The organism is Pseudomonas sp. LBUM1645 (assembly GCF_059716185.1).
This window is the reverse complement of sequence record NZ_CP166811.1, coordinates 7044856-7068936: the sequence shown is the minus strand read 5'-3', so window position 1 is coordinate 7068936 and position 24081 is coordinate 7044856. Positions and strand designations below refer to the sequence as shown.

23 protein-coding genes and 1 pseudogene are annotated in these 24081 nt (G+C 59.8%); 12 read left to right on the top strand and 12 right to left on the bottom strand.

The genetic code is table 11. The features are described from left to right. Positions 1 to 102: 102 nt before the first annotated feature. From hflK (ACA079_RS32320) to cfaB, 5 genes are all read left to right on the top strand, one after another. Positions 103 to 2061, top strand: a complete 1959-nt coding sequence (gene hflK, locus ACA079_RS32320; RefSeq protein WP_497704406.1) for a protease modulator HflK — start codon at positions 103 to 105, stop codon at positions 2059 to 2061. Beyond that, positions 2058 to 3092: a protease modulator HflC gene (hflC, locus tag ACA079_RS32315; protein ID WP_415772382.1), complete on the top strand. Its 1035-nt coding sequence runs from the start codon at positions 2058 to 2060 to the stop codon at positions 3090 to 3092. Before hflK (ACA079_RS32320) ends, hflC begins: the two co-directional genes overlap by 4 nt. Then, positions 3089 to 4147, top strand: coding sequence for a protease modulator HflK (gene hflK, locus ACA079_RS32310; RefSeq protein ID WP_497702154.1), 1059 nt, complete (start codon positions 3089 to 3091; stop codon positions 4145 to 4147). The genes hflC and hflK (ACA079_RS32310) overlap by 4 nt, the downstream gene beginning before the upstream one ends. Continuing rightward, a complete protein-coding gene (locus ACA079_RS32305) occupies positions 4144 to 6054 on the top strand; it encodes a cation-translocating P-type ATPase (RefSeq protein WP_497702153.1) in 1911 nt (636 codons plus the stop codon). The genes hflK (ACA079_RS32310) and ACA079_RS32305 overlap by 4 nt, the downstream gene beginning before the upstream one ends. A 226-nt stretch (positions 6055 to 6280) precedes the next feature. Then, positions 6281 to 7465: a C17 cyclopropane fatty acid synthase CfaB gene (cfaB, locus tag ACA079_RS32300; protein WP_497702152.1), complete on the top strand. Its 1185-nt coding sequence runs from the start codon at positions 6281 to 6283 to the stop codon at positions 7463 to 7465. Here cfaB and cls read toward each other — a convergent pair. Then, positions 7462 to 8901 carry a cardiolipin synthase gene (cls, locus tag ACA079_RS32295; protein ID WP_497702151.1) on the bottom strand — a complete coding sequence of 480 codons (1440 nt, stop codon included), beginning with the start codon at positions 8899 to 8901 and terminating at the stop codon, positions 7462 to 7464. The genes cfaB and cls overlap by 4 nt on opposite strands. Positions 8902 to 9033: 132 nt before the next feature. On the opposite strand from cls, the gene ACA079_RS32290 reads away from it, so the two are divergent. Then, positions 9034 to 9555 carry a DUF3617 domain-containing protein gene (locus ACA079_RS32290; protein ID WP_415772377.1) on the top strand — a complete coding sequence of 174 codons (522 nt, stop codon included), beginning with the start codon at positions 9034 to 9036 and terminating at the stop codon, positions 9553 to 9555. A gap of 22 nt (positions 9556 to 9577) precedes the next feature. On the opposite strand, the gene ACA079_RS32285 is transcribed toward ACA079_RS32290, so the two are convergent. Genes ACA079_RS32285 through folE2 form a run of 7 tightly spaced genes read right to left on the bottom strand, consistent with a single transcriptional unit; the run spans position 9578 to position 15688 of the window. Then, the gene (locus ACA079_RS32285; protein WP_497702150.1) at positions 9578 to 10459 is read right to left on the bottom strand and encodes a His/Gly/Thr/Pro-type tRNA ligase C-terminal domain-containing protein; all 882 of its coding nucleotides are present in this window, start codon (positions 10457 to 10459) and stop codon (positions 9578 to 9580) included. Positions 10460 to 10476: 17 nt separating this feature from the next. Continuing rightward, positions 10477 to 11814: a dihydroorotase gene (locus ACA079_RS32280; protein ID WP_497702149.1), complete on the bottom strand. Its 1338-nt coding sequence runs from the start codon at positions 11812 to 11814 to the stop codon at positions 10477 to 10479. Positions 11815 to 11816: 2 nt separating this feature from the next. After that, complete coding sequence (locus ACA079_RS32275; protein ID WP_056738548.1) at positions 11817 to 12377, bottom strand: gamma carbonic anhydrase family protein; 561 nt, start codon at positions 12375 to 12377, stop codon at positions 11817 to 11819. Beyond that, positions 12374 to 13249 (bottom strand): metal ABC transporter substrate-binding protein, encoded by an 876-nt coding sequence (locus tag ACA079_RS32270; RefSeq protein WP_497702148.1) that lies wholly within the window; start codon positions 13247 to 13249, stop codon positions 12374 to 12376. Before ACA079_RS32270 ends, ACA079_RS32275 begins: the two co-directional genes overlap by 4 nt. A gap of 11 nt (positions 13250 to 13260) precedes the next feature. Continuing rightward, positions 13261 to 14127 (bottom strand): metal ABC transporter permease, encoded by an 867-nt coding sequence (locus ACA079_RS32265; RefSeq protein ID WP_403145284.1) that lies wholly within the window; start codon positions 14125 to 14127, stop codon positions 13261 to 13263. After that, complete coding sequence (locus tag ACA079_RS32260; RefSeq protein WP_497702147.1) at positions 14127 to 14795, bottom strand: metal ABC transporter ATP-binding protein; 669 nt, start codon at positions 14793 to 14795, stop codon at positions 14127 to 14129. Before ACA079_RS32260 ends, ACA079_RS32265 begins: the two co-directional genes overlap by 1 nt. After that, on the bottom strand, positions 14792 to 15688 hold the full coding sequence (gene folE2 / locus ACA079_RS32255; RefSeq protein ID WP_497702146.1) for a GTP cyclohydrolase FolE2: 897 nt from the start codon (positions 15686 to 15688) through the stop codon (positions 14792 to 14794). The genes ACA079_RS32260 and folE2 overlap by 4 nt, the downstream gene beginning before the upstream one ends. A 103-nt stretch (positions 15689 to 15791) precedes the next feature. On the opposite strand from folE2, the pseudogene ACA079_RS32250 reads away from it, so the two are divergent. Continuing rightward, positions 15792 to 16120: pseudogene (locus tag ACA079_RS32250) on the top strand (N-acetylmuramoyl-L-alanine amidase family protein); the annotation flags it as partial. Here the strand turns inward: ACA079_RS32250 and ACA079_RS32245 are convergent. Further along, complete coding sequence (locus ACA079_RS32245) at positions 16117 to 16494, bottom strand: glutamine synthetase (RefSeq protein ID WP_497702145.1); 378 nt, start codon at positions 16492 to 16494, stop codon at positions 16117 to 16119. The pseudogene ACA079_RS32250 and the gene ACA079_RS32245 sit on opposite strands and share 4 nt — an antisense overlap. Positions 16495 to 16637: 143 nt before the next feature. Here ACA079_RS32245 and zigA point away from each other — a divergent pair, with 143 nt between their 5' ends. Together zigA and ACA079_RS32235 are read left to right on the top strand one after the other, a co-directional pair. Continuing rightward, complete coding sequence (gene zigA / locus ACA079_RS32240) at positions 16638 to 17846, top strand: zinc metallochaperone GTPase ZigA (protein WP_497702144.1); 1209 nt, start codon at positions 16638 to 16640, stop codon at positions 17844 to 17846. Beyond that, a complete protein-coding gene (locus ACA079_RS32235; RefSeq protein ID WP_497702143.1) occupies positions 17846 to 18496 on the top strand; it encodes a DUF1826 domain-containing protein in 651 nt (216 codons plus the stop codon). The genes zigA and ACA079_RS32235 overlap by 1 nt, the downstream gene beginning before the upstream one ends. A 4-nt stretch (positions 18497 to 18500) precedes the next feature. Here the strand turns inward: ACA079_RS32235 and ACA079_RS32230 are convergent, their stop codons facing one another. Next, complete coding sequence (locus ACA079_RS32230) at positions 18501 to 18857, bottom strand: NADH:ubiquinone oxidoreductase (protein ID WP_497702142.1); 357 nt, start codon at positions 18855 to 18857, stop codon at positions 18501 to 18503. A gap of 26 nt (positions 18858 to 18883) precedes the next feature. On the opposite strand from ACA079_RS32230, the gene ACA079_RS32225 reads away from it, so the two are divergent. Next, a complete protein-coding gene (locus ACA079_RS32225; RefSeq protein WP_497702141.1) occupies positions 18884 to 19849 on the top strand; it encodes a CobW family GTP-binding protein in 966 nt (321 codons plus the stop codon). 86 nt (positions 19850 to 19935) lie between these two features. Here ACA079_RS32225 and ACA079_RS32220 read toward each other — a convergent pair whose 3' ends face one another. Next, positions 19936 to 20349, bottom strand: coding sequence for a DUF3301 domain-containing protein (locus ACA079_RS32220; RefSeq protein WP_497702140.1), 414 nt, complete (start codon positions 20347 to 20349; stop codon positions 19936 to 19938). Positions 20350 to 20469: 120 nt separating this feature from the next. Between ACA079_RS32220 and pdxY the strand changes: the two genes are divergently transcribed. Further along, the gene (gene pdxY, locus ACA079_RS32215; RefSeq protein WP_497702139.1) at positions 20470 to 21342 is read left to right on the top strand and encodes a pyridoxal kinase PdxY; all 873 of its coding nucleotides are present in this window, start codon (positions 20470 to 20472) and stop codon (positions 21340 to 21342) included. 143 nt (positions 21343 to 21485) lie between these two features. Here pdxY and ACA079_RS32210 read toward each other — a convergent pair whose 3' ends face one another. Then, positions 21486 to 21968, bottom strand: coding sequence for an acyl-CoA thioesterase (locus ACA079_RS32210; protein WP_074872148.1), 483 nt, complete (start codon positions 21966 to 21968; stop codon positions 21486 to 21488). Positions 21969 to 22173: 205 nt separating this feature from the next. Between ACA079_RS32210 and ACA079_RS32205 the strand changes: the two genes are divergently transcribed. Next, positions 22174 to 23937 carry a cation:proton antiporter gene (locus ACA079_RS32205; RefSeq protein ID WP_497702138.1) on the top strand — a complete coding sequence of 588 codons (1764 nt, stop codon included), beginning with the start codon at positions 22174 to 22176 and terminating at the stop codon, positions 23935 to 23937. Positions 23938 to 24081: the final 144 nt, after the last annotated feature.

Genomic DNA, 24081 nt, shown 5'->3' with positions numbered 1-24081 from the left:
AGGCTGAGCGCCTTTAGATACAGCATTTAAGAACGGAAATTTCACGGCTTTCGTTATATCGTAACGAATTGCGATATGAGCAACGATAAACACTGGGGTGGTATGCAAGTCGATCTCGATGTCGATGGGACGCAAGTAGCCGGGCTACCGCGTTTCCAGCAGGCGGTTTTTCAAGGGCGACGGTTACGTCAGTTCACAATCGGTCTGGGCGCTCTTGCGGCGACAGGTTGGTTGCTGGCGTTTTTTGTCGGGCTGTTTGCGCCGCAGTCGCTCTGGCCCGCGTTGCTGGTCAATCAGAGCGCCGGTTTGCTGGTGCTGGTCGCCGGTTTGCAATCAGCCTGGTGGGTGACGCAGTGGCGCGCGCGGGCGTTGAACCCGGTTGTGCAGGTCGTCGTTGCTGACGAAGTCGTTGCCCCGGTGGGCTGGTACGAACAGCTGCTGGATCGGCTCAGCCAGCGATGGTTGCGAATGCTGGTGCAGATCGGCGCTCCGACACTGTGGCTCGCGGGTTGGTCGCTGGTGACGTTGTTGAGCATCGAACAAGTCTGGAACCTTGCACTGCCGCCCGCCGCACTGGGAATGTGGGCCAGTGTCGGTGCGGCGCTGTCGTTGTTGCTGGCCTTCGGTTTGTTGGTGCTGGAGCGTCAACTGGCGCAGGAAAACGTCGCCCAATCGCCCGAAGCAGAGTCGTTGGCGCAGCTGACACGGGTGGCGATCATTGGCCTGGTGCTCAGCGCTTTGTGCCTATTGTTCGGTAGCGAAACTTCAATCTGGCCGGTGCGTCTGGCAGTGCTGATGGGTTTGCTGCCAGGGTTGGTCGCCGCCGAGCTGCTGTTGCGCGCCCTGCTGTCGTTGTTCAGTCCGCAGCGCGAACAACTCGAACCTGGCTTGCTGGCGCGCAGCTTCGTCGCCGACATGCTGCGCTGGCCGCCGCAACCCTTGTTGGCGTTGCAGCACGAATTGCACAACCGCTTCGGCATCGACCTGCGGCAGATCTGGGCCTTCACCTACATGCGTCGGGCGTTTTTTCCGGTGCTGATGGTGGTGGCAATTGTCGGTTGGTCACTCACTGGCATTCACGAAATCCCCATGCAAGGGCGAGGCATCTACGAGCGATTCGGCAAACCGGTGGAGGTGTTCGGTCCTGGTTTGCACGCAGGTTTGCCCTGGCCTCTGGGCCGAGTGTTGAGCGTCGAAAACGGTGTGGTCCACGAGTTGGCCACCAGTGTTGGCGACACACCGGCGCCGGTCGTGGCCGAACCCGCCGAAGGCCCGGCGCCCGCGATTGCCAATCGCTTATGGGACGCCAGCCATGTGAACGACAAATCCCAAGTCATTGCCAGCAGCCGAGCCGACAAGCAGAGCTTCCAGATCGTCAACATGGACGTGCGTTTCGTCTATCGCATCGGCCTGAGTGATCAAGCGGCATTGGCCGCGACCTACAACAGCGCCGACGTCCCGACGCTGATCCGCAGCACCGCCAGCCGGATTTTGGTTCATGACTTCGCTTCGCGAACCCTCGACGGTTTGCTCGGTGAGGACAGGGTAGGGCTCGCCGAAGAGATTGGTCAGGCGGTACAGGCTGACTTGCAGAAACTCGACAGCGGCGTGGAAATTCTCGCCACCGTGGTCGAGGCGATTCATCCGCCGGCCGGTGCCGCCAATGCTTATCACGGTGTTCAGGCTGCGCAGATTGGCGCCCAGGCATTGATTTCCCGCGAGCGCGGTGCGGCGGCGGAGGCCACCAACCAGGCGCAATTGCAGGCCAGCATCGCACGCGATCAAGCGACGGCCAGCGCTCGTGAAATCAACGCCACCGCTCAAGCGGCTGACTTGAGATTCGGCGCCGAGCAAAAGGCCTACGCCAGCGCCGGCCAGGCCTTCGTGCTGGAGCAGTACTTCAGCCAACTGTCCCAGGGCCTGGCCAATGCAAGGTTGCTGGTGCTCGATCATCGCTTGGGCGGCAGCAGTAACGCGCCGACCATCGACCTCCGTACATTCACGCTGCCGGCTGACCCTGCGCCGGCGCGTAAAACCGCTCAGCCAGGAGCTGCCAATTGAGCCAGTCGCACACTCACGATCACGATGACCACACTGGCCACGATCACGGCCATGGCGGGCATCACCACGGCCATCACCATCACGGTGATCCCCAAGAAGCTGGCCCGTTCCCATGGCGGCGAATGGGTTGGGCAGCGTTGTTGGTAGCGTTCGCCATCGCGGCAGCGAGCCTGGTGCAAGTGCGTTCGGGGGAGGCGACGGTGATCACCCGTTTCGGTAATCCGTCGCGGGTATTGCTGGAACCAGGTCTTGGCTGGCGCTGGCCTGCTCCTTTTGAAGCGGCGATTCCTGTCGATCTGCGACTGCGCACGACCTCGAGTGGTTTACAGGACGTGGGTACGCGGGACGGTTTGCGCATCATCGTTCAGGCTTATGTGGCCTGGCAGGTTCAGGGTGATCCGGACAACGTGCAACGTTTCATGCGCGCCGTACAGAATCAGCCGGACGAAGCCGCGCGGCAGATTCGCACGTTTGTTGGCTCTGCGCTGGAAACCACGGCCAGCAGTTTTGATCTGGCTAATCTGGTGAACACCGACGCCAACAAAGTACACATCGCTGATTTTGAAGCGCAGTTGCGTCAGCAAATCGATCAGCAGTTGCTTACGACTTATGGTGTACGGGTGCTGCAGGTCGGCGTCGAGCGTCTGACCTTGCCGTCGGTTACCCTCACCGCTACGGTCGATCGCATGCGTGCCGAGCGTGAAACAATCGCCACCGAACGCACGGCCATCGGTAAGCGCGAAGCGGCGCAAATTCGTTCCGCTGCCGAGCGTGACGCGCGAATCGTACAAGCCGATGCGACGGTGAAAGCTGCCGATATCGAAGCTCAATCGCGCGTCGAAGCCGCACAGATTTATGGCCGCGCCTACGCCGGATCGCCACAGCTCTACAACCTGCTGCGCTCCCTCGACACACTGGGCACGATCGTCACGCCCGGCACGAAGCTGATTCTGCGCACCGACGCCGCGCCATTCCGGGTGTTGGTTGACGGTCCGCCGACCCTCGACAACAAGTCCGGGTCGCAGCCATGAAATTAGTTCCACGTGGAACAAACGAGTTAAGCAGTCCCTGGATTCAGGCTGGGCGATTGGCTTTCTTGGCTCTTTACGCCGTGACGGTACTGGCCGCTTTGGTGTGGGCATTTTCCAATGTGCGGCAGATTGATCCGCAAAATCGCGCGGTGGTTTTGCACTTCGGCGCGCTGGATCGCATCCAGAATGCTGGCCTGCTATTGGCCTGGCCTCGCCCGTTTGAGCAGGTGATTTTGTTGCCCGCGGCGGATCGGGTGATTGAGCGTCGGGTGGAAAACCTGCTGCGCACAGATGCTGCGTTGCAGGCAGACCGAGCGGCCAGTTTCGCTACACCGATCAGCGATGCACTCGCCGGCTCCGGTTATTTGCTCACCGGAGACGCGGGCGTGGTGCAACTGGATGTGCGTGTTTTCTACAAAGTGACCGAGCCGTATGCCTTCGTCCTTCAAGGCGAACATGTGTTGCCGGCGCTGGATCGATTGGTGACTCGCAGCGCGGTGACCCTCACTGCCGCACGAGATCTGGACACTATTCTGGTCGCTCGACCGGAGCTGATCGGCGCCGATAGTCAGGCTGCTGAACGCCGCGAACGGTTGCGCGGTGATCTGGTGCAAGCCATCAATCAGCGCTTGGCTGACCTGACAGCGACCGGGCAGGGGTTAGGTATTGAAGCGACGCGAGTCGACGTGCAATCGAGTCTGCCTGGCCCGGCGGTCAACGCCTTCAACGCTGTTCTGACCGCCAGTCAACAAGCCGACAAAGCCGTAGCCAATGCTCGCACTGAAGCCGAGAAACTGACTCAGTCCGCCAACGAACAAGCCGATCGCACGCTGCAAGTCGCTCACGCCCAAGCGAGCGAACGACTGGCCAAAGCCTCGGCTGACACGGCCACGGTATTGAGTCTGGCCAAGGCGCAACAACAAGGGACCGACCCGCAAATGTTGCTGCGCATCTACCGCGAACGGATGCCGAAGATTCTCGGTCAGGCTGGCTCTGTGACCACGGTCAATCCGAAAGACGATTCCCGCCTGATCATTCAGGGAGCAGCACAATGACCGCCCAAACCGCCGCCGCACCGAGCATGTTGTCCTCGGCTGAGCAACGCAGCGCCGCGCGCCAATTGACCCTGGCCATGCTCGCTTTGGGCCTGCTCGCACTCGGTCTGACCTGGCGCTGGTTGTCGCCGGAGCAGACGGGCGTCAGTCAATTGCTGCTGGGCTTTGCTTCGTTATTGGTGGCCGTGCCCGTGATGCGTTCGGCCTGGTACAGCCTGCGTTATCCAAGCTTGCACGGGATCACTGATCAATTGATCGCCCTGGCCATGCTCGGGGCGTGGGCCACGGGTGATCTGCTGACTGCGGCGTTGCTGCCAATCATCATGATCTTCGGCCACGTGCTGGAAGAGCGCAGCGTGATCGGTTCCCAGGAGGCGATTCGCGCCCTCGGCAAACTGACGCGCAGCCACGCGCGCAAAGTTCAGCCCGATGGCTCCATCGTCGAAGTCGATAACGGCACACTCAAGGCCGGCGACCTCGTCGAGGTGCGCGCGGGTGATCGGGTGCCGGCGGATGGTCGGGTGTTGTCCGGTCAGGCGAGCCTGGACACCGCTTCGATTACTGGCGAATCGGTGCCGATGGAGGCGGGCGTCGGCATGCAAGTCTTCGGCGGCGCGATCAACCTCGACGGTCTGCTGCGCATCGAAGTGACTCGCACCGGCAATGAGTCGACCCTCGGCAAAGTCATCGCGCTGATGCAAAGCGCCGAGCGTTCCAAACCACCGATCACGCGTTTGCTGGAACGCTACGCCGGTAGCTACATGGTGCTGGTGTTGCTGCTGGCCGCCGTGACCTGGTTCGTCACTAACGATGCCCAGGCCATGCTCGCGGTGTTGGTGGCGGCCTGTCCTTGTGCATTGGTGTTGTCCGCGCCGGCCACGGCAATTGCCGGCGTGGCGGTGGCTGCTCGGCACGGGATTCTGATTCGCAGCTCCGCGTTCCTCGAAGAGTTGGCAGACCTGACTTCACTGGTGGTCGACAAGACCGGAACCCTGACCTTCGGCACCTTGCGTTTGCAATCCATCGACAGCCCAATCGAGGATCGTAGCCACGTCCTTAAACTCGCTGCCAGCCTCGGTTCTGCCAGCAGTCATCCGGTCAGCCGCGCGCTCGCCGGGTTGGTCACCCAGGAACATTTTCTGCTGCTCTCCGATATCCACGAACGTCAGGGGTTGGGCGTGGTGGCGATGACGGAGCAGGGCGAGGCGGCACTCGGTCGTCCGGAGTTGTTCACCCAATTGGGCATCGCCACTTCAAGTGTCCCCGACCACGATGGCCCGATTGCTGGGCTGGCGCTCAACGGTGAATTCCTCGCCTGGCTGTTGCTGGCCGACAGCGTCAAACCTGAAGCTCGATTTGCTTTGAGCGAGCTACGTGAATTGGGGTTGGGCCGGCAGTTGCTGCTGACAGGTGATCGGCAAAGCGTCGCGCACACACTTGCGCGGGATGTCGGGATCAGCGACGTTGAAGCTCAAGCGTTGCCGGAGGACAAACTCAATCGTGTGCTGAAGGAAATCGGCAGCGGCTTCCGGCCGATGGTCGTGGGAGATGGGATTAACGATTCGCTGGCGCTCAAGGCCGGTGTGGTCGGCGTGGCCATGGGCGCGGGTGGGGCGGACATCGCGCTGGCCTCGGCCGACATCGTCCTGATCGGCAGCGACCTGCGTCGACTCGCCACGTGTGTGCGCTTGAGTCGCCAATGCCGGCACACGTTGCAGGTTAACGTGATCATCGGCCTGGGCTGGACGCTGGCGATTGTCGCCTTCGCCGCCTTCGGCTGGCTTGGCGCTGCGGGAGCGATGATTGCTGCGCTGTTGCACAACTTCAGCACCTTGCTGGTGTTGGGTAACGCCGGGCGGTTACTGCGTTTTCAGGAACCATTGCTCAAGCTTGAGGATGAGGATTGAGTACGCCGGGTGAATGCTCTAAACAGCGCGATCACGGGCGGTTTCAAGTTTTCAGAACTGTACGACGAATTCGTAGTCATCTAGGTGAGGGCAATCAATTTTGTGAATTCGCGACGGTTGGTTCGAGCGTTACGAATCATAGAAAAGGGCTGTTAATTCGGTAGCCAGCTATTTTTCAAGGATGGTCTACCCTCACATCAGACGTCTGAAACTAGAGGGACTATCCATGCTCGCGCACCTTCCTCCGGCCTTACAGAATCTGCAGATACCGCTACGCCTGCGACTCTGGGACGGCCATGAATTCAACCTGGGGCCGACGCCTAGCGTCACAATTGTGGTCAAGGACCCACAAATGGTTACCCAGTTCACTCATCCAAGCCTGGACGCGCTCGGAGCGGCGTTTGTCGAAGGTAAACTTGAGCTGGAAGGCTCCATCAGCGACGTGATCCGCGTCTGCGATGAGTGGAGCCAGGCATTGCTCGGTGATCAAGACAGCCAGCCAGTGCGCACCCCTCATGACAAAGAAGCAGACGCCAAGGCGATTTCCTACCACTACGACCTTTCCAATGCGTTTTATCAGCTGTGGCTCGACAGTGACATGGCGTATTCCTGCGCCTATTTCGAGACCGGCAGCGAAACGCTGGAGCAAGCCCAGCAAGCCAAATTTCGCCACCTGTGCCGCAAGCTGCGGCTGCAGCCAGGGGAATATCTGCTGGATGTCGGTTGCGGTTGGGGGGGGCTGGCACGGTATGCGGCCCGGGAGTTTGGTGCAAAGGTGTTCGGGATCACGCTCAGTAAAGAGCAACTGGCACTTGCCCGTGAACGGGTGACTGCCGAAGGCCTGGACGATCTGGTCGAACTGCAACTGCTCGACTACCGCGACCTGCCTCAGGACGGTCGCTTCGACAAAGTGGTCAGTGTCGGGATGTTCGAACACGTTGGTCATGCCAATCTGGCCGAGTACTGCAAGACCTTGTTCGGTGCGGTGAAGGAGGGTGGCCTGGTGATGAACCACGGGATCACCGCCAAGCGCATCGACGGCCGTCCGGTGGGGCGCGGTGCCGGCGAATTCATCGAGAGGTATGTGTTCCCCAATGGCGAGCTGCCGCATTTGTCGATGATCTCTGCCGAGATCAGCGAAGCAGGGCTGGAGATCGTCGACGTCGAGAGTCTGCGCCTGCACTACGCGCGTACGCTGGACCACTGGAGCGAACGCCTGGAGGACAATCTGGAAGCAGCTTCCAGGCTGGTACCGGAGCAGGCCCTGCGGATCTGGCGGCTGTACCTGGCGGGCTGCGCTTACGCGTTCGCCAAGGGCTGGATCAACTTGCACCAGATCCTGGCTGTGAAAGCCCACCCCGATGGCAGCCATGAACTGCCATGGACGCGAGACGATATCTACAACCCTTAAAGTATCGGTGAAATAAGCCGGGCGACCCGCATGCCGACCTGTTGCAGGCGGCGGGTCTCCCGGCTTTCTTCTTTGGCGATCTCGTGGGCCTGGGCGAAGTCATCATTGAGCATCTGTTCTACTTCGGCGGCAAACGCGCTGTCGACCGTCAACAACATCACTTCAAAATTCAGCCGGAACGAGCGGTTGTCCAGATTGGCACTGCCAATGGCGCTGATTTCGCTGTCGATCAACACCACTTTCTGATGCAGGAATCCGGGTTCGTAGCGGAACACCCGCACGCCAGCGCGCACGGCTTCGAAGGCATACAGGCTGGAGGCGGCGTAGACGATTCGGTGGTCCGGTCGAGAGGGCAGCAGCAGCCGCACATCCACGCCTCGCAGAACCGCCAGCCTTAACGCCGCGAACACGGCTTCGTCGGGGATGAAATAAGGGCTGGTGATCCACACCCGCTCGGTTGCCGCATGGATGGCTTCGACGAAGAATAACGAACAGGTTTCGTAGGAATCCGCCGGACCGCTGGCGAGCAATTGGCAGAGCACGCCGTCGTCCGGGTAAACGTCCGGCAGGATCAGCGGCGGCAATGAACGGGCGGCCCAAAACCAGTCTTCAGCAAACGATTCCTGCATGCAGGCCACCACCGGTCCGCGTACTTGCACATGGGTATCGCGCCACGGCGCCAGGGGTGGTTTCTCGCCCATGTATTCGTCGCCGACGTTGTGCCCACCGACGAAACCCAATACGCCATCGACCACCACAATCTTGCGGTGGTTGCGGAAGTTGACCTGGAAGCGGTTGAGCCAGCCGCTGCGGGTCGCAAAGGCTTTGACCTCGACGCCGGCATCGCGCAGCGGCTGCACGTAACTGTGAGGCAGGGAGTGGCTGCCGATGCGGTCGTACAACAAATAAACCGCCACGCCTTCGGCGGCTTTCTGCAGTAGCAAGGTTTGCAGTCGTTGGCCGAGGCGATCGTCGTGGATGATGAAAAACTGAATCAGCACCGCTTCCTTCGCGTTGCTGATGGCTTCAAAAATGGCGTTGAAGGTGGCCTGGCCGTTAATCAACAAGCGCACTTCGTTGTTCGCCAGGCACGGCATGCGCCCCAGTTTCGGCATGGCCCTCAAGGACGCGTAAGCATTTGAGGCGCGAGCGGTCAGCGCCTCTTCTACCCAAGGGCGCCAGTTGAGCTCGGAGATTGCCTTGCGCATTTCTTCGTTGGCCTGGCGGCGAGCCTTGATGTAGCCATCGAAGGTACTGCGGCCGAAGACCAGATAGGGGATGAGCGTGAGGTAGGGGATAAACAGCAACGAGAGGGCCCAGGCGATCGATCCCTGGGCGGTCCGGACGGTGAGCACGGCGTGGATGGCAGCGATCAGGCCCAGCGTGTGTAGCAGTGCAATCATGTAGCCGAAAATATGCGGTCCAAAGTAATCCATGGGGGCAGCCTTGCTCCTGAAGATTCAATGCTTAACAGACCATGTTCCGTGCAGAATGTCGCTATTTAATTGGCCCATGAACCGAAGCCGCTGGCTGACGTCTAACGGCCACTACTGATCAGGAGTTACTCGATGAACGTTCGTCTTCTGGGTTTGGCCATGGCTGTTGGTTTGTCACTTCCTGTGGCTGCTCAGGCGCAGATGCTGCAGCCCGGCTTGTGGGAATTGACCACAAGCAACATGAAGGTCGATGACCAGAATCTCCCGGACTTGCAGCTGATCCTTGGCCAGTTGCAGGGCCAGATGACCCCGGCACAGCGTGCGCAGCTGGAAAAGCAGGGCATCACCATGGGCGGTAAGGGCATTCGGGCTTGCCTGACGCCGGAACAGGTGAAGAGCGACGACATTCCGCTGACCGATCCACAGTCGGGCTGCAAGCAGGAAATCACTGACCGCAGCGGGAATCAGTGGAAATTCCGCTTCAGCTGTCCGAAAGCGCAGGGCACCGGTGTCGCCACTTTCCTCAGTGATCGTGAGTTCACCACCAAGGTTAATGGCACGTTCAACGCCACCGGCATTCAGCAGAAGGGCAGCCTCGATAGCCGCGCCGTGTGGTTGGGGCAGGATTGCGGGACCGTTAAGCCAAGAGCTTAAAGCCTGCCAGCAGGCCCGCGCCCTACATGGCTGTGTGGGAGCGGGCCTGATTCAACCACTCACACACCGTCTCAACACCCATCCTCCCGAAGTCTTCCCCTGTGCGGCTGCGCACACTGACAAACCCGCCTTCTTTTTCTTTCTCCCCGATCACCACCAGATACGGCACGTGCTGACTGTGCTCGCGAATCTTTTGGCGGACTTTCTCGTGGCGCAGATCCACACGGGCGCGCACGCCACTTCTGCGCAATGCCTCGGTCACCGACTGCGCGTAATCCGCCTGACGTTGATCCATGCTGACGATCATGACGTGCGGCGGTGTCCGCCAGTTATCAAGCTCCTGTTGGCAGGACCAGCACGTACCGTAAATCCGTTGCGGCAACGTACCGCTGATGTGGTCGAGGGTGAACGCTTGCAGCACTCTGGTCGCGGGAACATGCGGGCCAGCGATCGTAGATTCGACGTTCCCCAAGCGGTACAGCGGCGTCTTTCCTTGACGGCGAATCGAGTGATTGGTCGCCGCCAGAGCCTGCATGCGGGCTTCGATCAGTGGCAGGTCTGCGGGCGTTAAGGATCGCTCGACAGAAAACTCATGAAAGAACCCGTCACCCAGCGCCGTTCCTGCGTGCAGTTGCACCTGTGGATGGAGTTGTTTAACGGCCATGGCCAGCATCAGTGCACAGGAGCGTCGCAGGATCTCCAGCCCATCGGGCTCTTGAGGCGTGACGATGCTGACCCGGGCATCGGCCTCGATCATGAACTCACAGTCCACCAGGATGCCGTCCACTCGGCCGGCCACCGCCGCTTTTGCCAGCCCGGGTCCGATACTCGCGGCGAGTTCGTACACCGACAGTGGCTGGTCGTATTCACGCAATGAACCATCGCTCAGGGTGATGTGAATCATGTCGGTGCTCTCGAGTGCTAGCGCATAAACCGTAGTGGTAAACCCTGGCAGTTGTCATTAAGACGTTTGTCGTGCCAGGCAATTTGCCCCGACACGATCGTGGTGCTGACGCTGTGCCGGAAACGCTGTCGGGCAAAAGGTGTCCAGCCGCATTGAGACAGGATCGGCTGCTGGGAAACGGCGACGCCTCCGGGTTCCGGTTTGATCAGAACGAGGTCGGCCCAATAGCCTTCGCGCAGATAACCGCGGTCGGGAATGGCGAACAGATCGGCGACCCGGTGACTGGTCTTGGCCACAAGTGTAGTGATCGGCAACACTTCATCCGCGACCAATTCCAGCAGCGCGGGCAGGGCGTGCTGCACCAACGGCAAACCGGAAGGCGCCTGGCTGTAGGGCCGCTGTTTTTCGGCCCAGGTGTGGGGCGCATGATCGCTGCCGATCACGTCGAGCCGATGGCTCAGCAATGCTTCGCGCAAGGCATCGCGGTCGGCCTGGGTTTTGATCGCCGGGTTGCACTTGATCAGGTTGCCGAGGCTCGGGTAATCCCGGTCATCGAACAGCAAGTGGTGCAGGCAGACTTCGGCGGTGATGCGTTTCTGAGCGAGTGGCTTGTCTTCGAACAACGCCAGTTCGCGGGCGGTGGTCAGGTGCAGAACGTGCAGTCGGGTGCCGTGACGCCTGGCCAGGTCGACGGCCATTGAGGAGGAGCGAAAGCAGGCCTCGGCGTTGCGGATCAGTGGGTGGGCCGCAGCAGGAATGTGTTCACCGAACAAGTCACGCAGGTTCGCGGCGTTGGCGTCGATGCTGGGCGTGTGTTCGCAGTGGGCCAACAGAATGGTCGGCACCTCGGAGAATAGCCGCTCGAGAATCCTTGGGTCATCGACCAGCATGTTGCCGGTCGAGGCGCCCATGAACACTTTGACGCCGGCGACTTCACAGGGATTGAGCCTGGCGACGGTGTCGAGATTGTCGTTGCTCACGCCGAAATGAAAGCCGTAATTGGCGACGGAGTTGATCGCCGCGCGGCGCTTTTTGTCGGCCAGTGCGCAGAGGGTCAGGGTCGCCGGATTAGTGTTGGGCATGTCCATGAAGCTGGTGATGCCACCGGCCACCGCAGCCCGGGATTCGGTGTAGAAGCTGCCCTTGTCTGGCGAGCCTGGATCGCGGAAGTGCACTTGGTCGTCGATCATTCCGGGCAGCAGCCATTGCCCTTGTGCGTCGATTTCCACGTCGGCATTTTCACCGTGGATGCTACTGGCGATCTTCACGATTCGCCCGTTGCTCACCAACAGATCACCCTCAAACTCCCGACCTTCGTTCACCAGCCGGGCATTGCGAATCAGCACGCTGCTCATGGTCAGAACTCGTTCTGCAGGGCTTTGTAGCCACGTACCAGGTCGACGTTGGTGCGCGCCACGTCCTCGGAAAACTCCGAGGCGCTGACGCTCACCGGTGGGAACTGCGACAGATCTGTCTTCGGGCCGATGCGGGTGGTGGAGGGCACGTAGAAGTCTTCGGGCAAGTCGCGACCATCGACCACCGAGTTGTGCCGCACCACGCAACCGTCACCGACTGCGCAGTTGAACAGCACGCTGTTGAAACCGATAAACACCCGGTCGCCAACCTTGCACGGACCATGAACGATCGAGCGGTGGGCGATGGAACTGAACTCGCCGATGGTCACTGCCGCGCCGGACTTGGAGTGGATCACCACGCCATCCTGGATGTTCGAGTTGGCGCCGATGGTGATCGGCTCCATCTCGCCTGAGGCATCCACTTCGTCAGCGCGTATCACCGCGTAAGGACCGACGAAGACGTTCTCGCCGATCACCACTTTGCCGCAGATGATGGCGGTTTTATCCACGTAGGCAGATTCGGCTATCACCGGCAAATCACCGGAAGGATTCTTGCGGATCATGGCTTGCTCAACGCGTTGTACAGAGTGTTGAGGTTGTACTTGAACAACCCGACGAAGGTGCTGGCCGGACCGGTCGCCGCGAGCGCATCGGAGTACAACGTGCCACCGATGTGCGCGCCGCTTTCATCGGCAATCTGCTTGAGCAGGCGTGCATCCTTGATGTTTTCCATGAACACCGCTTTGACCTTGGCCTGGCGTATCTGGGTGATCAATGCAGCGACTTCAGCGGCTGACGGTTCGCGTTCAGTGGACAGGCCTTGAGGCGCCATGAAGTCGATGCCGTAAGCCTGACCGAGGTAACCGAAGGCGTCATGGGACGTCACGATTTTGCGATTGCCCGATGGCAGCGAACCGAGTTTGACCTTGGCTTCGCTGAGCAGCGCGTAGATCTGTTTCAGGTAGACCTGACTGTTGCGTTCGTAATCGGCTTTGTTCGTCGGGTCGGCGGCAATCAGTGCCTTGGTGATGTTGCTGATATACAGCTCAGCGTTCGCCAGATTGTGCCAGGCGTGCGGGTCGGGAATCGTCTCGCCATCTTCATCCAGGGAGCGCGGGATGACGCCGCGGCTCGCGCTGATCACTGGCGCTTTGGTCTCGGTGCTGGTCACCAGGCGGTCCAGCCATGGCTCGAAACCCAAGCCGTTTTTGATGATGAGTTTGGCTTTGAGCAACGCTTTGGCGTCGTCCGGCGTCGGCTCGTACGTGTGAGCATCGGCATCCGCGCCGACCATGTTGGTGATCTGAATATGGTCGCCGCCGACTTGATGGGTCATGTCGGCGAGGATGCTGAAACTGGTGACTACCTGAAGTTTTTCCGCAGCAGACAGCGACATCGACAGCATCAAACTGAACAGCACGAGTAAAACGCGCATCGGGTAACACCTCATTGGGATGTGAGCAAAGGCGGGCGGCGCAGCAAACCGTGCACCGGTCCGAACACCACGGACAGCAGATACAAACCGCCAGCCACCAGCACGATCGCCGGGCCACTGGGGAGCGAGTAGTAGAACGACAGCAACAATCCGAGCCACACCGAGAGACAGCCAAGCAGGGCGGCGATGGCCATTAACGTCGGCAAGCGACGACTCCAAAAGCGAGAAGCGGCGGCGGGCAACATCATCAAACCGACCACCATCAGCGCGCCGATGGCTTGAAAACCGATCACCAGATTCAGCACCACCAGGGTTAGAAATACGCCGTGAGCCAAGGGGCCGAGTCGGCTGACGGTTTGCAAAAAGAGTGGGTCGAGGGTGTCCAGCAACAGCGGTTTGTAGATGAACGCCATGGCGATCAGGCTGAAGCCGGAGACCCAGAGCATGCCCGTCAACGTCGGGCCATCGACCGCCAGTGCCGAGCCAAACAACAGGTGCAACAGGTCCAGGCGTTTGCCGGCGATGCCGAGGATCAGCACACCGCAGGCAAGGGAGATCGGGTAGATCGCGGCGAGGCTGGCGTCTTCCCGCAGACCGGTGCGACGGGTGATCCAGGCAGCGAGTCCGGCCATGCCGAGACCGGCACCGAGGCCGCCGACGGTCAGCGCCGGCAGACTCAATCCGGCGAACCAGAAGCCCAATGCGGCCCCCGGCAAAATGCCGTGAGCCACAGCGTCGCCGATCAAACTCATGCGACGCAGGATCAAAAACACGCCCAACGGTGCGGTGCTGCATGCCAGAACCAACCCGCCGAGAAGTGCTCGACGCATGAACACGAACTCGTGGAACGGTTGCCAAAGATGAGCGGCCGCGAGCATCAGGCCACCCGCGTTTGTGGTTGTTGATGGATCAGATCAACGCTCGACCCGAGGACGCAGCCGGTGCTTTTGATCAGCAATGTTTGAGGAATGTGTTGGCGAACGGCGGCCAGGTCATGGCACACGATCACCTGGGTTCGGCCTTCGGCATGCCAGGCGTGAATGTGTTTCCAGAGTAGTGCCTGACCGAGCTCGTCGAGGGCGGCATGGGGTTCGTCGAGCAGCAGGAGTGACGCCTCCGCGAGGCTCAAACGGGCGAGCAGGGCACGCTGTAATTCGCCGCCGGACAAGGCCATCAATGGGCGCTGTTCCAGTCCGCTCAGACACCAGTTTTCCAGCGCGGCTTTGAGGCGTTGTCTGCGTATCTCGGGAGACTGCGTGCTACCCCAGAATCCAGCGGCGACTAACTCTTGCAAGCTGATGGGGAATTGGCGGTCCAGATGTTGTTGCTGTGGAAGGAACGAGAGGCCGCCCTTGTGTGGAACATCCAAGATGACTTTGCCGGTCAGCGGTTTTTGCAAACCCGCGATGACTTTCAGCAGGCTGCTTTTACCCGAGCCATTGGCACCGATTACGGCGGTCAGACTTCCTTTGGCCAGATCGAAATCCAAGGATGGAGTCAGTGGCTGGCCGGGTGCACCCCATCGTAAGGCTTGGCAACGGATCATGCGGCCTCCCAATTCCAGCAGCTTTCGGCGACCGCATCGTGTGCGTGGAGGCTTTCCGCGTGGACGACTCGTATGTAGAAGGCGTTGATGCCGGGGGAGCGTTTCAGGGCCAGGTTCAAACGGCGGGCGGCGTCTTCGCAGAACATCAGGTTCTGCCCGTTGGCCAGCGCGAAGGCTTGTTCGTCGGCGCGTTTTACGGCGGTTTGTACGGCGGTGCCGAGGGCTGCTTCGGCGTCATTGATGATCGCGATCAGCGGCAAGTCATCCAGATAGTCGTCCACTCGAAGCCGCAATTTCGCATTGCTCCGTTGGCTGTGAGGCGTTGCGACGATGCCTTTTGTGGAGCCGAGCCAAGCCAACACATCAGCGTGTTGCAGCGGTTTGTTGGCGAAGTCATCGACGAATTGCTGCTGAATCAGCTGCCGGGAAAGCGCGGCCGAACACGGACAAGTCGAGGAATAAGGCACGTCGATTTTTAGTTCCACGTGGAACATCGCGTTTTTCAAACGTGCTTCGATGCTCACTGGATAGGTTTTCCAGCCGGCCAATGGACTAACCAGCGCCGGTCTTTTGAGCAGTAAATCGGTGTGGATTTTTAAGTACGCGCTGTTGGACAGTCCTTCATGAGTCTCGAGAAAACTTTGCAAAACTCGCCGCAACAAGGCGGGCGTCAGGTTTTCTCTCTCGAGCATTTCCAGCGCCAAGTAAAGCCGCGACATATGAATCCCGCGCGCCTCGCCATCGTCGAGACTAACGCCGGCGTCGGCCATTGCACTCATTCGTTGGCCATCGAACAAAACAGGAAGAGCAATGCCGCACATGCCCACCCAGTCGAGTGGCAGGGCTTGGCGTGAGGCCTGCGCGGCGATATCCGGCAGAGTCAGCGCATTCATGAGCAGGTCCATCATGGGAGTCGATTCTATATGTTATGTTATTACATTAAAATCAACCATGCCTTTTTTATGAACAGGCTTTCATCATGCACAGACGTCACTTGCTCAACCTGATCCTGGCCAGCGCGTGGTGGTCGACCCTGGTCACGGCGGCAAAGATCCGGGAGCGATCGGCGCCAAAGGTGAGCGTGAGAAAGACGTGTTGCTGTCCATCGCCCAGCTATTGGCCAAACGGCTGAAACGCGAGAAGGGCTTTGACGTGAAACCGGCTTCATCTCCAACGCTCGCGACAGTCAGCGACTGGTCACCGCTCGCCACCAGCAGGCCGTAGCCGATGGCTTGTTCGAAGGGTTACAGCGCTACTTCCAGAAAAATCCGCCGGTAAACAGTTACATCGCTTGGCAGCAAGAGCAGAAAAAATCCCAGGCCTAACATCCTGTAATTCGGCTACAGGTGAACTTGCCGCTGCTGCCACCGGAACTGGAAAACCGATTGATCGTGGTCCAGCCGACGCGACGATTGTAGCCGACCCAAGCCTCGCCATCGGAAGCGAGCCCGGTGAAGAACGTGAGTTGTCCGTAGCGACTGTTGGTCTGCGCCCAATGGCGTTTTCCGGCTGCTTCGAAGCCCCGCAGATAGATCGTGCTTCCGACGGTGTTGACGCTGTAGGCGTTGCCGTCGCCATCCACGCAGGCCAGCAGATTGGCGCTTCGGGTGCATTTGGCCAAGCTTGGGATTTGCGCCCAAGCGTCGACAGCGACCAGCAGCGAAACGCTCATCAGCGTTATTTTCAGGGCGACACGCATAGGATTTCTCACGGACCGAACGGGCTTGAGCATCGTGCCCTTTGTCATTGTGGGCAAGAGGGGAGTGGCTTGATTGTGTTGTTATACTATAACATCAAGTTAAGCCCGACACTGCGACCGGGCATCTCTGTGAGGAATACCTGATGCCCAATCGTCTCCCCGTCACCGTCCTGTCGGGCTTTCTCGGCGCTGGCAAAAGCACGCTGCTCAACTACGTGCTGCGCAATCGCGACAACTTGCGCGTCGCCGTGATCGTCAATGATATGAGCGAAATCAACATCGATGGCGGCGAAGTCCAGCGCGATGTCAGCCTGAACCGCGCAGAAGAAAAACTCGTCGAGATGAGCAATGGCTGCATTTGCTGCACCTTGCGCGAAGACTTGTTGGAAGAGGTGAGCAAACTCGCCAAGGAGGGTCGCTTTGATTATTTGTTGATCGAATCCACCGGCATTTCCGAACCGCTGCCCGTGGCGGAAACCTTCACCTTCCGCGATGAAGAAGGGCAGAGCCTGGCCGATATCGCCCGGCTCGACACCATGGTCACCGTGGTCGATGGCATGAACTTCCTGCTCGACTATCAGGCCGCCGAAAGCCTCGCCTCCCGTGGTGAAACCTTGGGCGAGGAGGACGAACGCTCGATCACCGACCTGTTGATAGAGCAGATCGAATTCGCCGACGTGATTCTGATCAGCAAGATCGACTTGATCAGCAGCAGCGAACGCCAGGAGCTGATCGCGATCCTGGAGCGGCTTAACGCCCAGGCGGAAATCATCCCGATGGTCATGGGCGAAATTCCCTTGGCGAAGATCCTGAATACCGGCCGTTTCGACTTCGAGAAGGCCGCCCAGGCACCGGGCTGGTTACAGGAATTGCGTGGCGAACACGTGCCCGAAACCGATGAATACGGCATCGCCTCGACAGCCTACCGAGCACGCCGACCGTTTCATCCGCAGCGTTTTTTCAGCTTCATCGACCGCCCGTGGGTGAACGGCAAACTGCTGCGCTCCAAGGGCTTCTTCTGGCTGGCCAGCAAGCACATGGACGCCGGTAGCTGGTCCCAGGCCGGCGGATTGATGCGCCATGGTTTCGCCGGGCGCTGGTGGCGTTTCGTGCCGAAAACCCAGTGGCCGCAGGACGAAGAAAGCACCGCCGGGATCATGGAAAACTGGACCGCAGGCAGCGGCGATTGCCGCCAGGAACTGGTGTTCATCGGCCAGAACATCGACTTCGCGCAACTCACCGCCGAACTCGACAATTGCCTGCTGACCGACGATGAAATGGCGTTAGGCGTCGAGGGCTGGCGACTACTACCAGATCCATTTGGCCCGTGGCACGAAGAGATAGCAGCCTGATGTTGGCACCCAGTCTGAAACTGCGGCCGATCATTTATCAGGTTCAAGGTGAGACGCCGCAAGCGCTCACCCGAATACTGGATGACGGCATAAACCTCGCCGTTTGGCAGCGCCAACTGCCGGCGCACATTGCTGATTTCGGGAGTTTGTTGCTGTCCCTGAACGAGCCGTTGGCCGAGTCGCTGGTCCTGGAACTGCCCAGCGATGACACCGAACCCAATCTGCACGGATTAGCCTCAGGTTTCAGCGATCTCGAAGGTTACGAAGGTTTCATCGCCGACGTCTCCTGGCTTGTCAGTGCGTTCGCCTGTTTGATGGGCGCCAAGCGTGTCGGCCTGCGCCTGCGGGTCTTGGACAAGGCCATGTGCCCGCGTTTCCACGTCGATCATGTGCCGGTGCGGCTGATCACCACGTATTGCGGGATCGGCAGCCAGTGGCTGAAGGAAGGTGCGATGGATCGCCGACAACTGGGCAAAGTCGAAGCCGAACCCCAGGACGATTCGCGGATAGAGCAGATCGCCAGCGGCGAAGTCGCGTTGCTCAAAGGCGAGAAATGGCATGGCAACGAAGGCTTCGGCCTTATTCACCGGTCGCCACAGCTTGCGTCCGGTGAGCGGCGGCTGATCCTGACGCTCGACTGGCTGAATTAGCGGTTCAGGGCTTGAGCCAGGTTCCCTGGCTCTGGGCTTCGCAAAACGGTTTCAAATACGCCGCATCCGTGGCCACGCCGTAATAGTGAATATCCTGCCGGTAAGGCATATTGGCGACTTGGGCGTTGCTGCACACGCCGAACGCGCCGGTAGGGCATTGGTCGATGTACTGCACCTCGACTTTCTGGCCAGGAAGATTCGGCTGGCAGAAACCATCGGCGAACAGCTTTTGCGGGATGTTGCGGTTCTGTTGGCAGACCTTTACGTCGAGTCGCGCAGCCGTACTATGTACCACGCAAGCCTGTGCCAACGCCTCACCTGAAGTGAGCGCCAGGAGCAACGACAATCCCATCAACCGCATCCTTACCTCCTCAGAAAACATCGACCATGTTGCAGAATATTCCCACTCACGTCATTGCTGGCCCGTTGGGTGCCGGCAAGACCAGCTTGATCAAGAATCTGCTGATGCAGCGGCCGGTCGATGAGCGCTGGGCAGTGCTGATCAACGAGTTCGGCCAGATCGGCCTCGACGCTGCGTTGCTGACCCAGGACGCCGATGGTATCGCACTGGGTGAAGTGGCCGGGGGCTGTTTGTGTTGCGTGAATGGTGCGCCGTTTCAGATCGGCCTCGGGCGTTTGCTGCGCAAGGCGCGGCCGGATCGGCTGTTCATTGAGCCCTCCGGGCTGGGACATCCGGCGCAATTGCTCAGGCAATTGAGTGAGGCGCCGTGGCAAGGCGTGTTGGCTGTTCAACCCTGCGTGCTGGTGCTGGACGCCCAGGCACTTGCTGCCGGCAAACCGCTGCCGGTGGCGCAACAGGAAGCGTTGAACAGCGCCGGGTTGTTGCTGATGAATAAAGCCGAAAATATCGACGACGCTGATCGCCAGCGAATCGCCGCACAGTTGCCGGCGCGTCCGTTGTACTGGACGCAGCAAGCCGCGTTGCCATTGAGTGAGTTACCAGGGCTTGGGGTTCAGGCTGTAGCGGGTGTGGATAACTTCGTCGCGCCCAAAGGATTGGCGCAGCTGCCGGCCATCTGGACCGATCCTGCGCTGCCAATATGCTTGAGCCAGGAGCAGGAGGGCGGCTGGAGCGTTGGGTGGCGCTGGCATCCGAGTCAGACGTTCGATGCGACGCTCGTTGGCCGTTGGCTTGAAAGCCTTGCCTGGCGGCGGGCGAAGCTGGTTATCCACAGCGTCGACGGTTGGATTTCGGCGAATGCGCTGGAAAACCCGGTGCTGGACTGGCAGCCCAGCGAATGGCGGCGTGATTCGCGCATCGAGCTGATTTTCAGTGAGCCGCAGGATGTTGATTCACTGCAAAGAGCTTTGGCCGACTGTCGGTCGAGTTAAAGATCAAAAGATCGCAGCCTTCGGCAGCTCCTACATGGGAATCGCATTTCAAATGTAGGAGCTGCCGAAGGCTGCGATCTTTTGACTTAAGGACGCCATTTAGTGTGTTCTTGCCGCCACTGGCTCATCTCGATCACCTCGGCGCGTGGTTTCACGACATCGGCCACCGCAGGTGTGTCGTCGAACGGCATCGGGTAGGGCGCCAGCTCAATCTGCGCACTGTGGGCGCCGAACTGGGTGATGGTGCCGTTGTGACGGCTTTCACCGGTCACGGTGAATTCGAAGTTATACACACGGGCGAGGCGCCGCCGGCCGTTGGCGTCTTTAATGAACGCAATCTTCTTCAAGGCCACGTTGCCGTCCAGCAGCTCGATTCCGAGCTTTGTGCAATGCAGCTTGACCCGCTCCAGCGCGCGCTCGCGCAAGCCATGGTTGTGCCACAACCACGCGCCACCGGTGGCAAGCAGCATCAGGACGAAGATATTTCCAAGGGTCAGCATCAACACGTTGCTCCAACAAGATAGTGTCAGCTTAACTGCGTCGCCGGTCTGTCGTACAGGCTGTGTTTAGTCGCATACTGCGCGGCTTGAATTTCAATCGTTTGACGGAAAACCCACCGCATGAAACGTACGCCCCATCTGCTCGCCATCCAGTCCCACGTGGTGTTCGGCCACGCTGGCAACAGCGCCGCGGTTTTCCCGATGCAGCGGGTCGGGGTGAATGTCTGGCCGCTCAATACCGTGCAGTTCTCCAACCACACCCAGTACGGCCAATGGGCCGGTGAAGTGCTGGCGCCGCATCAGATTCCCGACCTGATCGAAGGCATCGCGGCGATTGGCGAGCTGGGCAACTGCGATGCCGTGCTGTCCGGTTATCTCGGCAGTGCGGCCCAGGGCCGGGCGATCCTGACAGGTGTGGCGCGGATCAAGTCGATGAATCCCAAGGCACTGTATCTGTGTGACCCGGTGATGGGCCATCCGGAGAAGGGTTGCAGCGTGCCCGCGGAAGTCAGCGATTTCCTGCTGGAGGAGGCGGCTGCCGTGGCGGACTTCATGTGCCCGAACCAGCTGGAGCTGGACAGCTTTTCGGGGCGCAAGCCGCAATCGTTGTTCGATTGCCTGGCCATGGCGCGAGCGCTGCTGGCGCGTGGTCCGAAGGCTGTGCTGGTCAAGCATCTGGACTATCCCGGTAAACCGACGGATGTTTTCGAGATGTTGCTGGTGACGGCCGAAGACAGCTGGCATTTGCGCCGTCCGCTGCTGGCGTTCCCGCGGCAGCCGGTGGGCGTCGGCGACCTGACCTCCGGACTGTTTCTGGCTCGCGTGCTGTTGGGTGATAGCCTGGTGGCAGCTTTCGAATTCGCCGCGTCGGCGGTGCATGAAGTGCTGCTGGAAACCCAGGCTTGCTCCAGCTATGAGCTGGAGCTGGTACGGGCTCAGGACCGGATCGCGCACCCGCGGGTGCGGTTCGAGGCGACGGCGATCAGCCTCTGAATGGCGTAGACCCCATCGCGAGCAAGCTCGCTCCCACACAGATCTTCAGTGGACACAGAAATTGTGTCCGTCGTAGATCACTTGTGGGAGCGAGCTTGCTCGCGATGACTCACTCAAGAACCACATCAAACTGACTGAACAGTTCAGGCGTCGCCCTTGATGTCCTGATAGCGCTTTTCCAGTTCCTGACGAATCTGCCGACGTTGCTGGGCCTGCATGAAGCGACGTTTGTCTTCGCTGTTCTGCGGTTGCAGGGGCGGGACAGCAGCCGGTTTGCGGTCGTCATCCACTGCGACCATGGTGAAGAAGCAGCTGTTGGTATGGCGCACCGAGCGCTCGCGGATGTTTTCGGTCACCACCTTGATGCCCACCTCCATGGAGGTGTTGCCGGTGTAGTTCACCGAGGCCAGAAAGGTCACCAGTTCGCCGACATGAATCGGCTCGCGAAAAATCACCTGGTCCACCGACAGGGTCACCACGTAGCGGCCGGCATAACGGCTGGCGCACGCGTAAGCCACTTCGTCGAGGTATTTGAGCAAGGTACCGCCGTGGACATTGCCAGAGAAGTTGGCCATGTCGGGGGTCATCAATACCGTCATCGACAGTTGTGCGTTTCCGGGTTCCATAGCGTTCTCACGGTTCAAGGCAGAATTTCGGGAGGGCGGCACCTCTGCGGGTGCCTCGTCAGCTTTTTCAAACCAACAGTTATCGGGACGCCGGGCGGGTGGCTGCCGTCACGCCCGGATCGATCTGTTTCCATATATTGCACCGCCTTTGCAGCGGAAGTCGTGGTGTTAACCTCCAAAAGTCCCCCTTAAGGAGCCCCACGCCATGCACGCCATCAGTTTCATTCAAGATCTGGCAGTGATCATGTTGATCGCGGGTGTGGTGACCGTGCTGTTTCATCGCTTCAAACAACCGGTGGTACTCGGCTACATCGTCGCCGGATTCATCATCGGGCCGCACACCCCGCCGTTCAGCCTGATCCACGATGAAGACACCATCAAAACCCTCGCCGAGCTCGGGGTGATTTTCCTGATGTTCTGCCTGGGCCTGGAGTTCAGCCTGCGCAAGCTGTTCAAGGTCGGTGCCACGGCGTTCATTGCGGCGTTTATGGAAATCGTACTGATGATCTGGATCGGCTACGAAATTGGCCGCTGGTTCGATTGGAACACCATGGACTCGCTGTTCCTCGGCGCGATCCTGGCGATTTCCTCGACCACCATCATCGTCAAGGCGCTCAACGATCTGAAGATGAAGAACGAGCGCTTTGCGCAGCTGATTTTCGGCGTGCTGATCGTTGAAGACATCCTTGGCATCGGCATCATCGCTTTGCTGTCGAGCATCGCGGTCAGCGGCACGGTCAGTTCCGGCGAAGTGTTTTCCACGGTCGGCAAGCTCTCGCTGTTCATGATCGTCGCACTGGTCATCGGCATCCTGCTGGTGCCGCGATTGCTGGCCTACGTGGCGAAGTTTGAAAGTAATGAAATGCTGCTGATCACTGTATTGGGGCTGTGTTTCGGCTTCTGTCTGCTGGTGGTCAAACTTGAGTACAGCATGGTGCTCGGTGCCTTCCTGATTGGCGCGATCATGGCCGAATCCCGGCAATTGCTGAAAATCGAGCGCTTGATCGAACCGGTTCGCGATCTGTTCAGCGCGATCTTCTTTGTCGCCATTGGGCTGATGCTCGATCCGATGATCCTGCTGCAATACGCGTGGCCGATTGCGGTGATCACCGTGGCCGTGGTGCTGGGCAAAATGTTCTCTTGCGGCCTTGGCGCCTTTATCGCTGGCAATGATGGACGCACCTCACTTCGAGTCGGGATGGGGCTTTCGCAGATTGGCGAATTTTCTTTCATCATCGCGGCGCTGGGCATGACGTTGCAGGTCACCAGCAACTTCCTTTACCCGGTCGCCGTTGCCGTTTCGGTGATCACCACGTTGCTGACGCCCTACCTGATCCGCGCGGCTGATCCGTTGTCGGTCAAGCTTGCCGCGGTGATGCCGAAGCGACTGGGCAGGGTATTGGGGATGTACGGCGAATGGCTGCGCAGCATCCAGCCACAGGGCGAGGGCGCGCTGCTGGCGTCGATGATTCGGCGAATTCTGTTGCAGGTGGGAGTCAATCTGGCGCTGGTGATTGCGATCTTCTTCTCGGGTGCTTTTTTCGCCGAGCGCATGTCCGCTTACCTGCAAGACTGGATCAGGGACCCGAGCTGGCAGAAAGCGTTGATTTGGGGTGGGGCGTTGCTGTTGTCGCTACCGTTCCTGATCGCCGCCTATCGCAAGCTCAAGGCGCTCTCGATGCTGTTGGCGGAGATGGGCGTGAAGCCGGAGATGGCCGGCCGCCACACGCAGCGAGTGCGTCGGGTGATCGCCGAAGTGATCCCGATCCTCTCGCTGTTGGTGATTTTCCTGCTGCTGGCAGCCTTGTCGGCCAGTATTCTGCCGACCAACAAGTTGCTGGTGCTGATCGTCGTCGTCGCGGCCGCTGTAGCGGCGCTGCTCTGGCGCTGGTTCATCCGCGTGCACACGCGGATGCAGGTGGCGTTGCTCGAAACATTGGACAACCACAAGGATTCGTCCGGCCACTGACATCGCACCTGTAGCAGCTGCCGAAGGCTGCGTTCGACTGCGTAGCAGTCGTAAACCCGGATGACTCGGTTTTCCTGAAACACCTCGTTGCCTGATATTGCGGCCGCTTCGCAGCCGAACGCAGGCTGCGCCAGCTGCTACAAA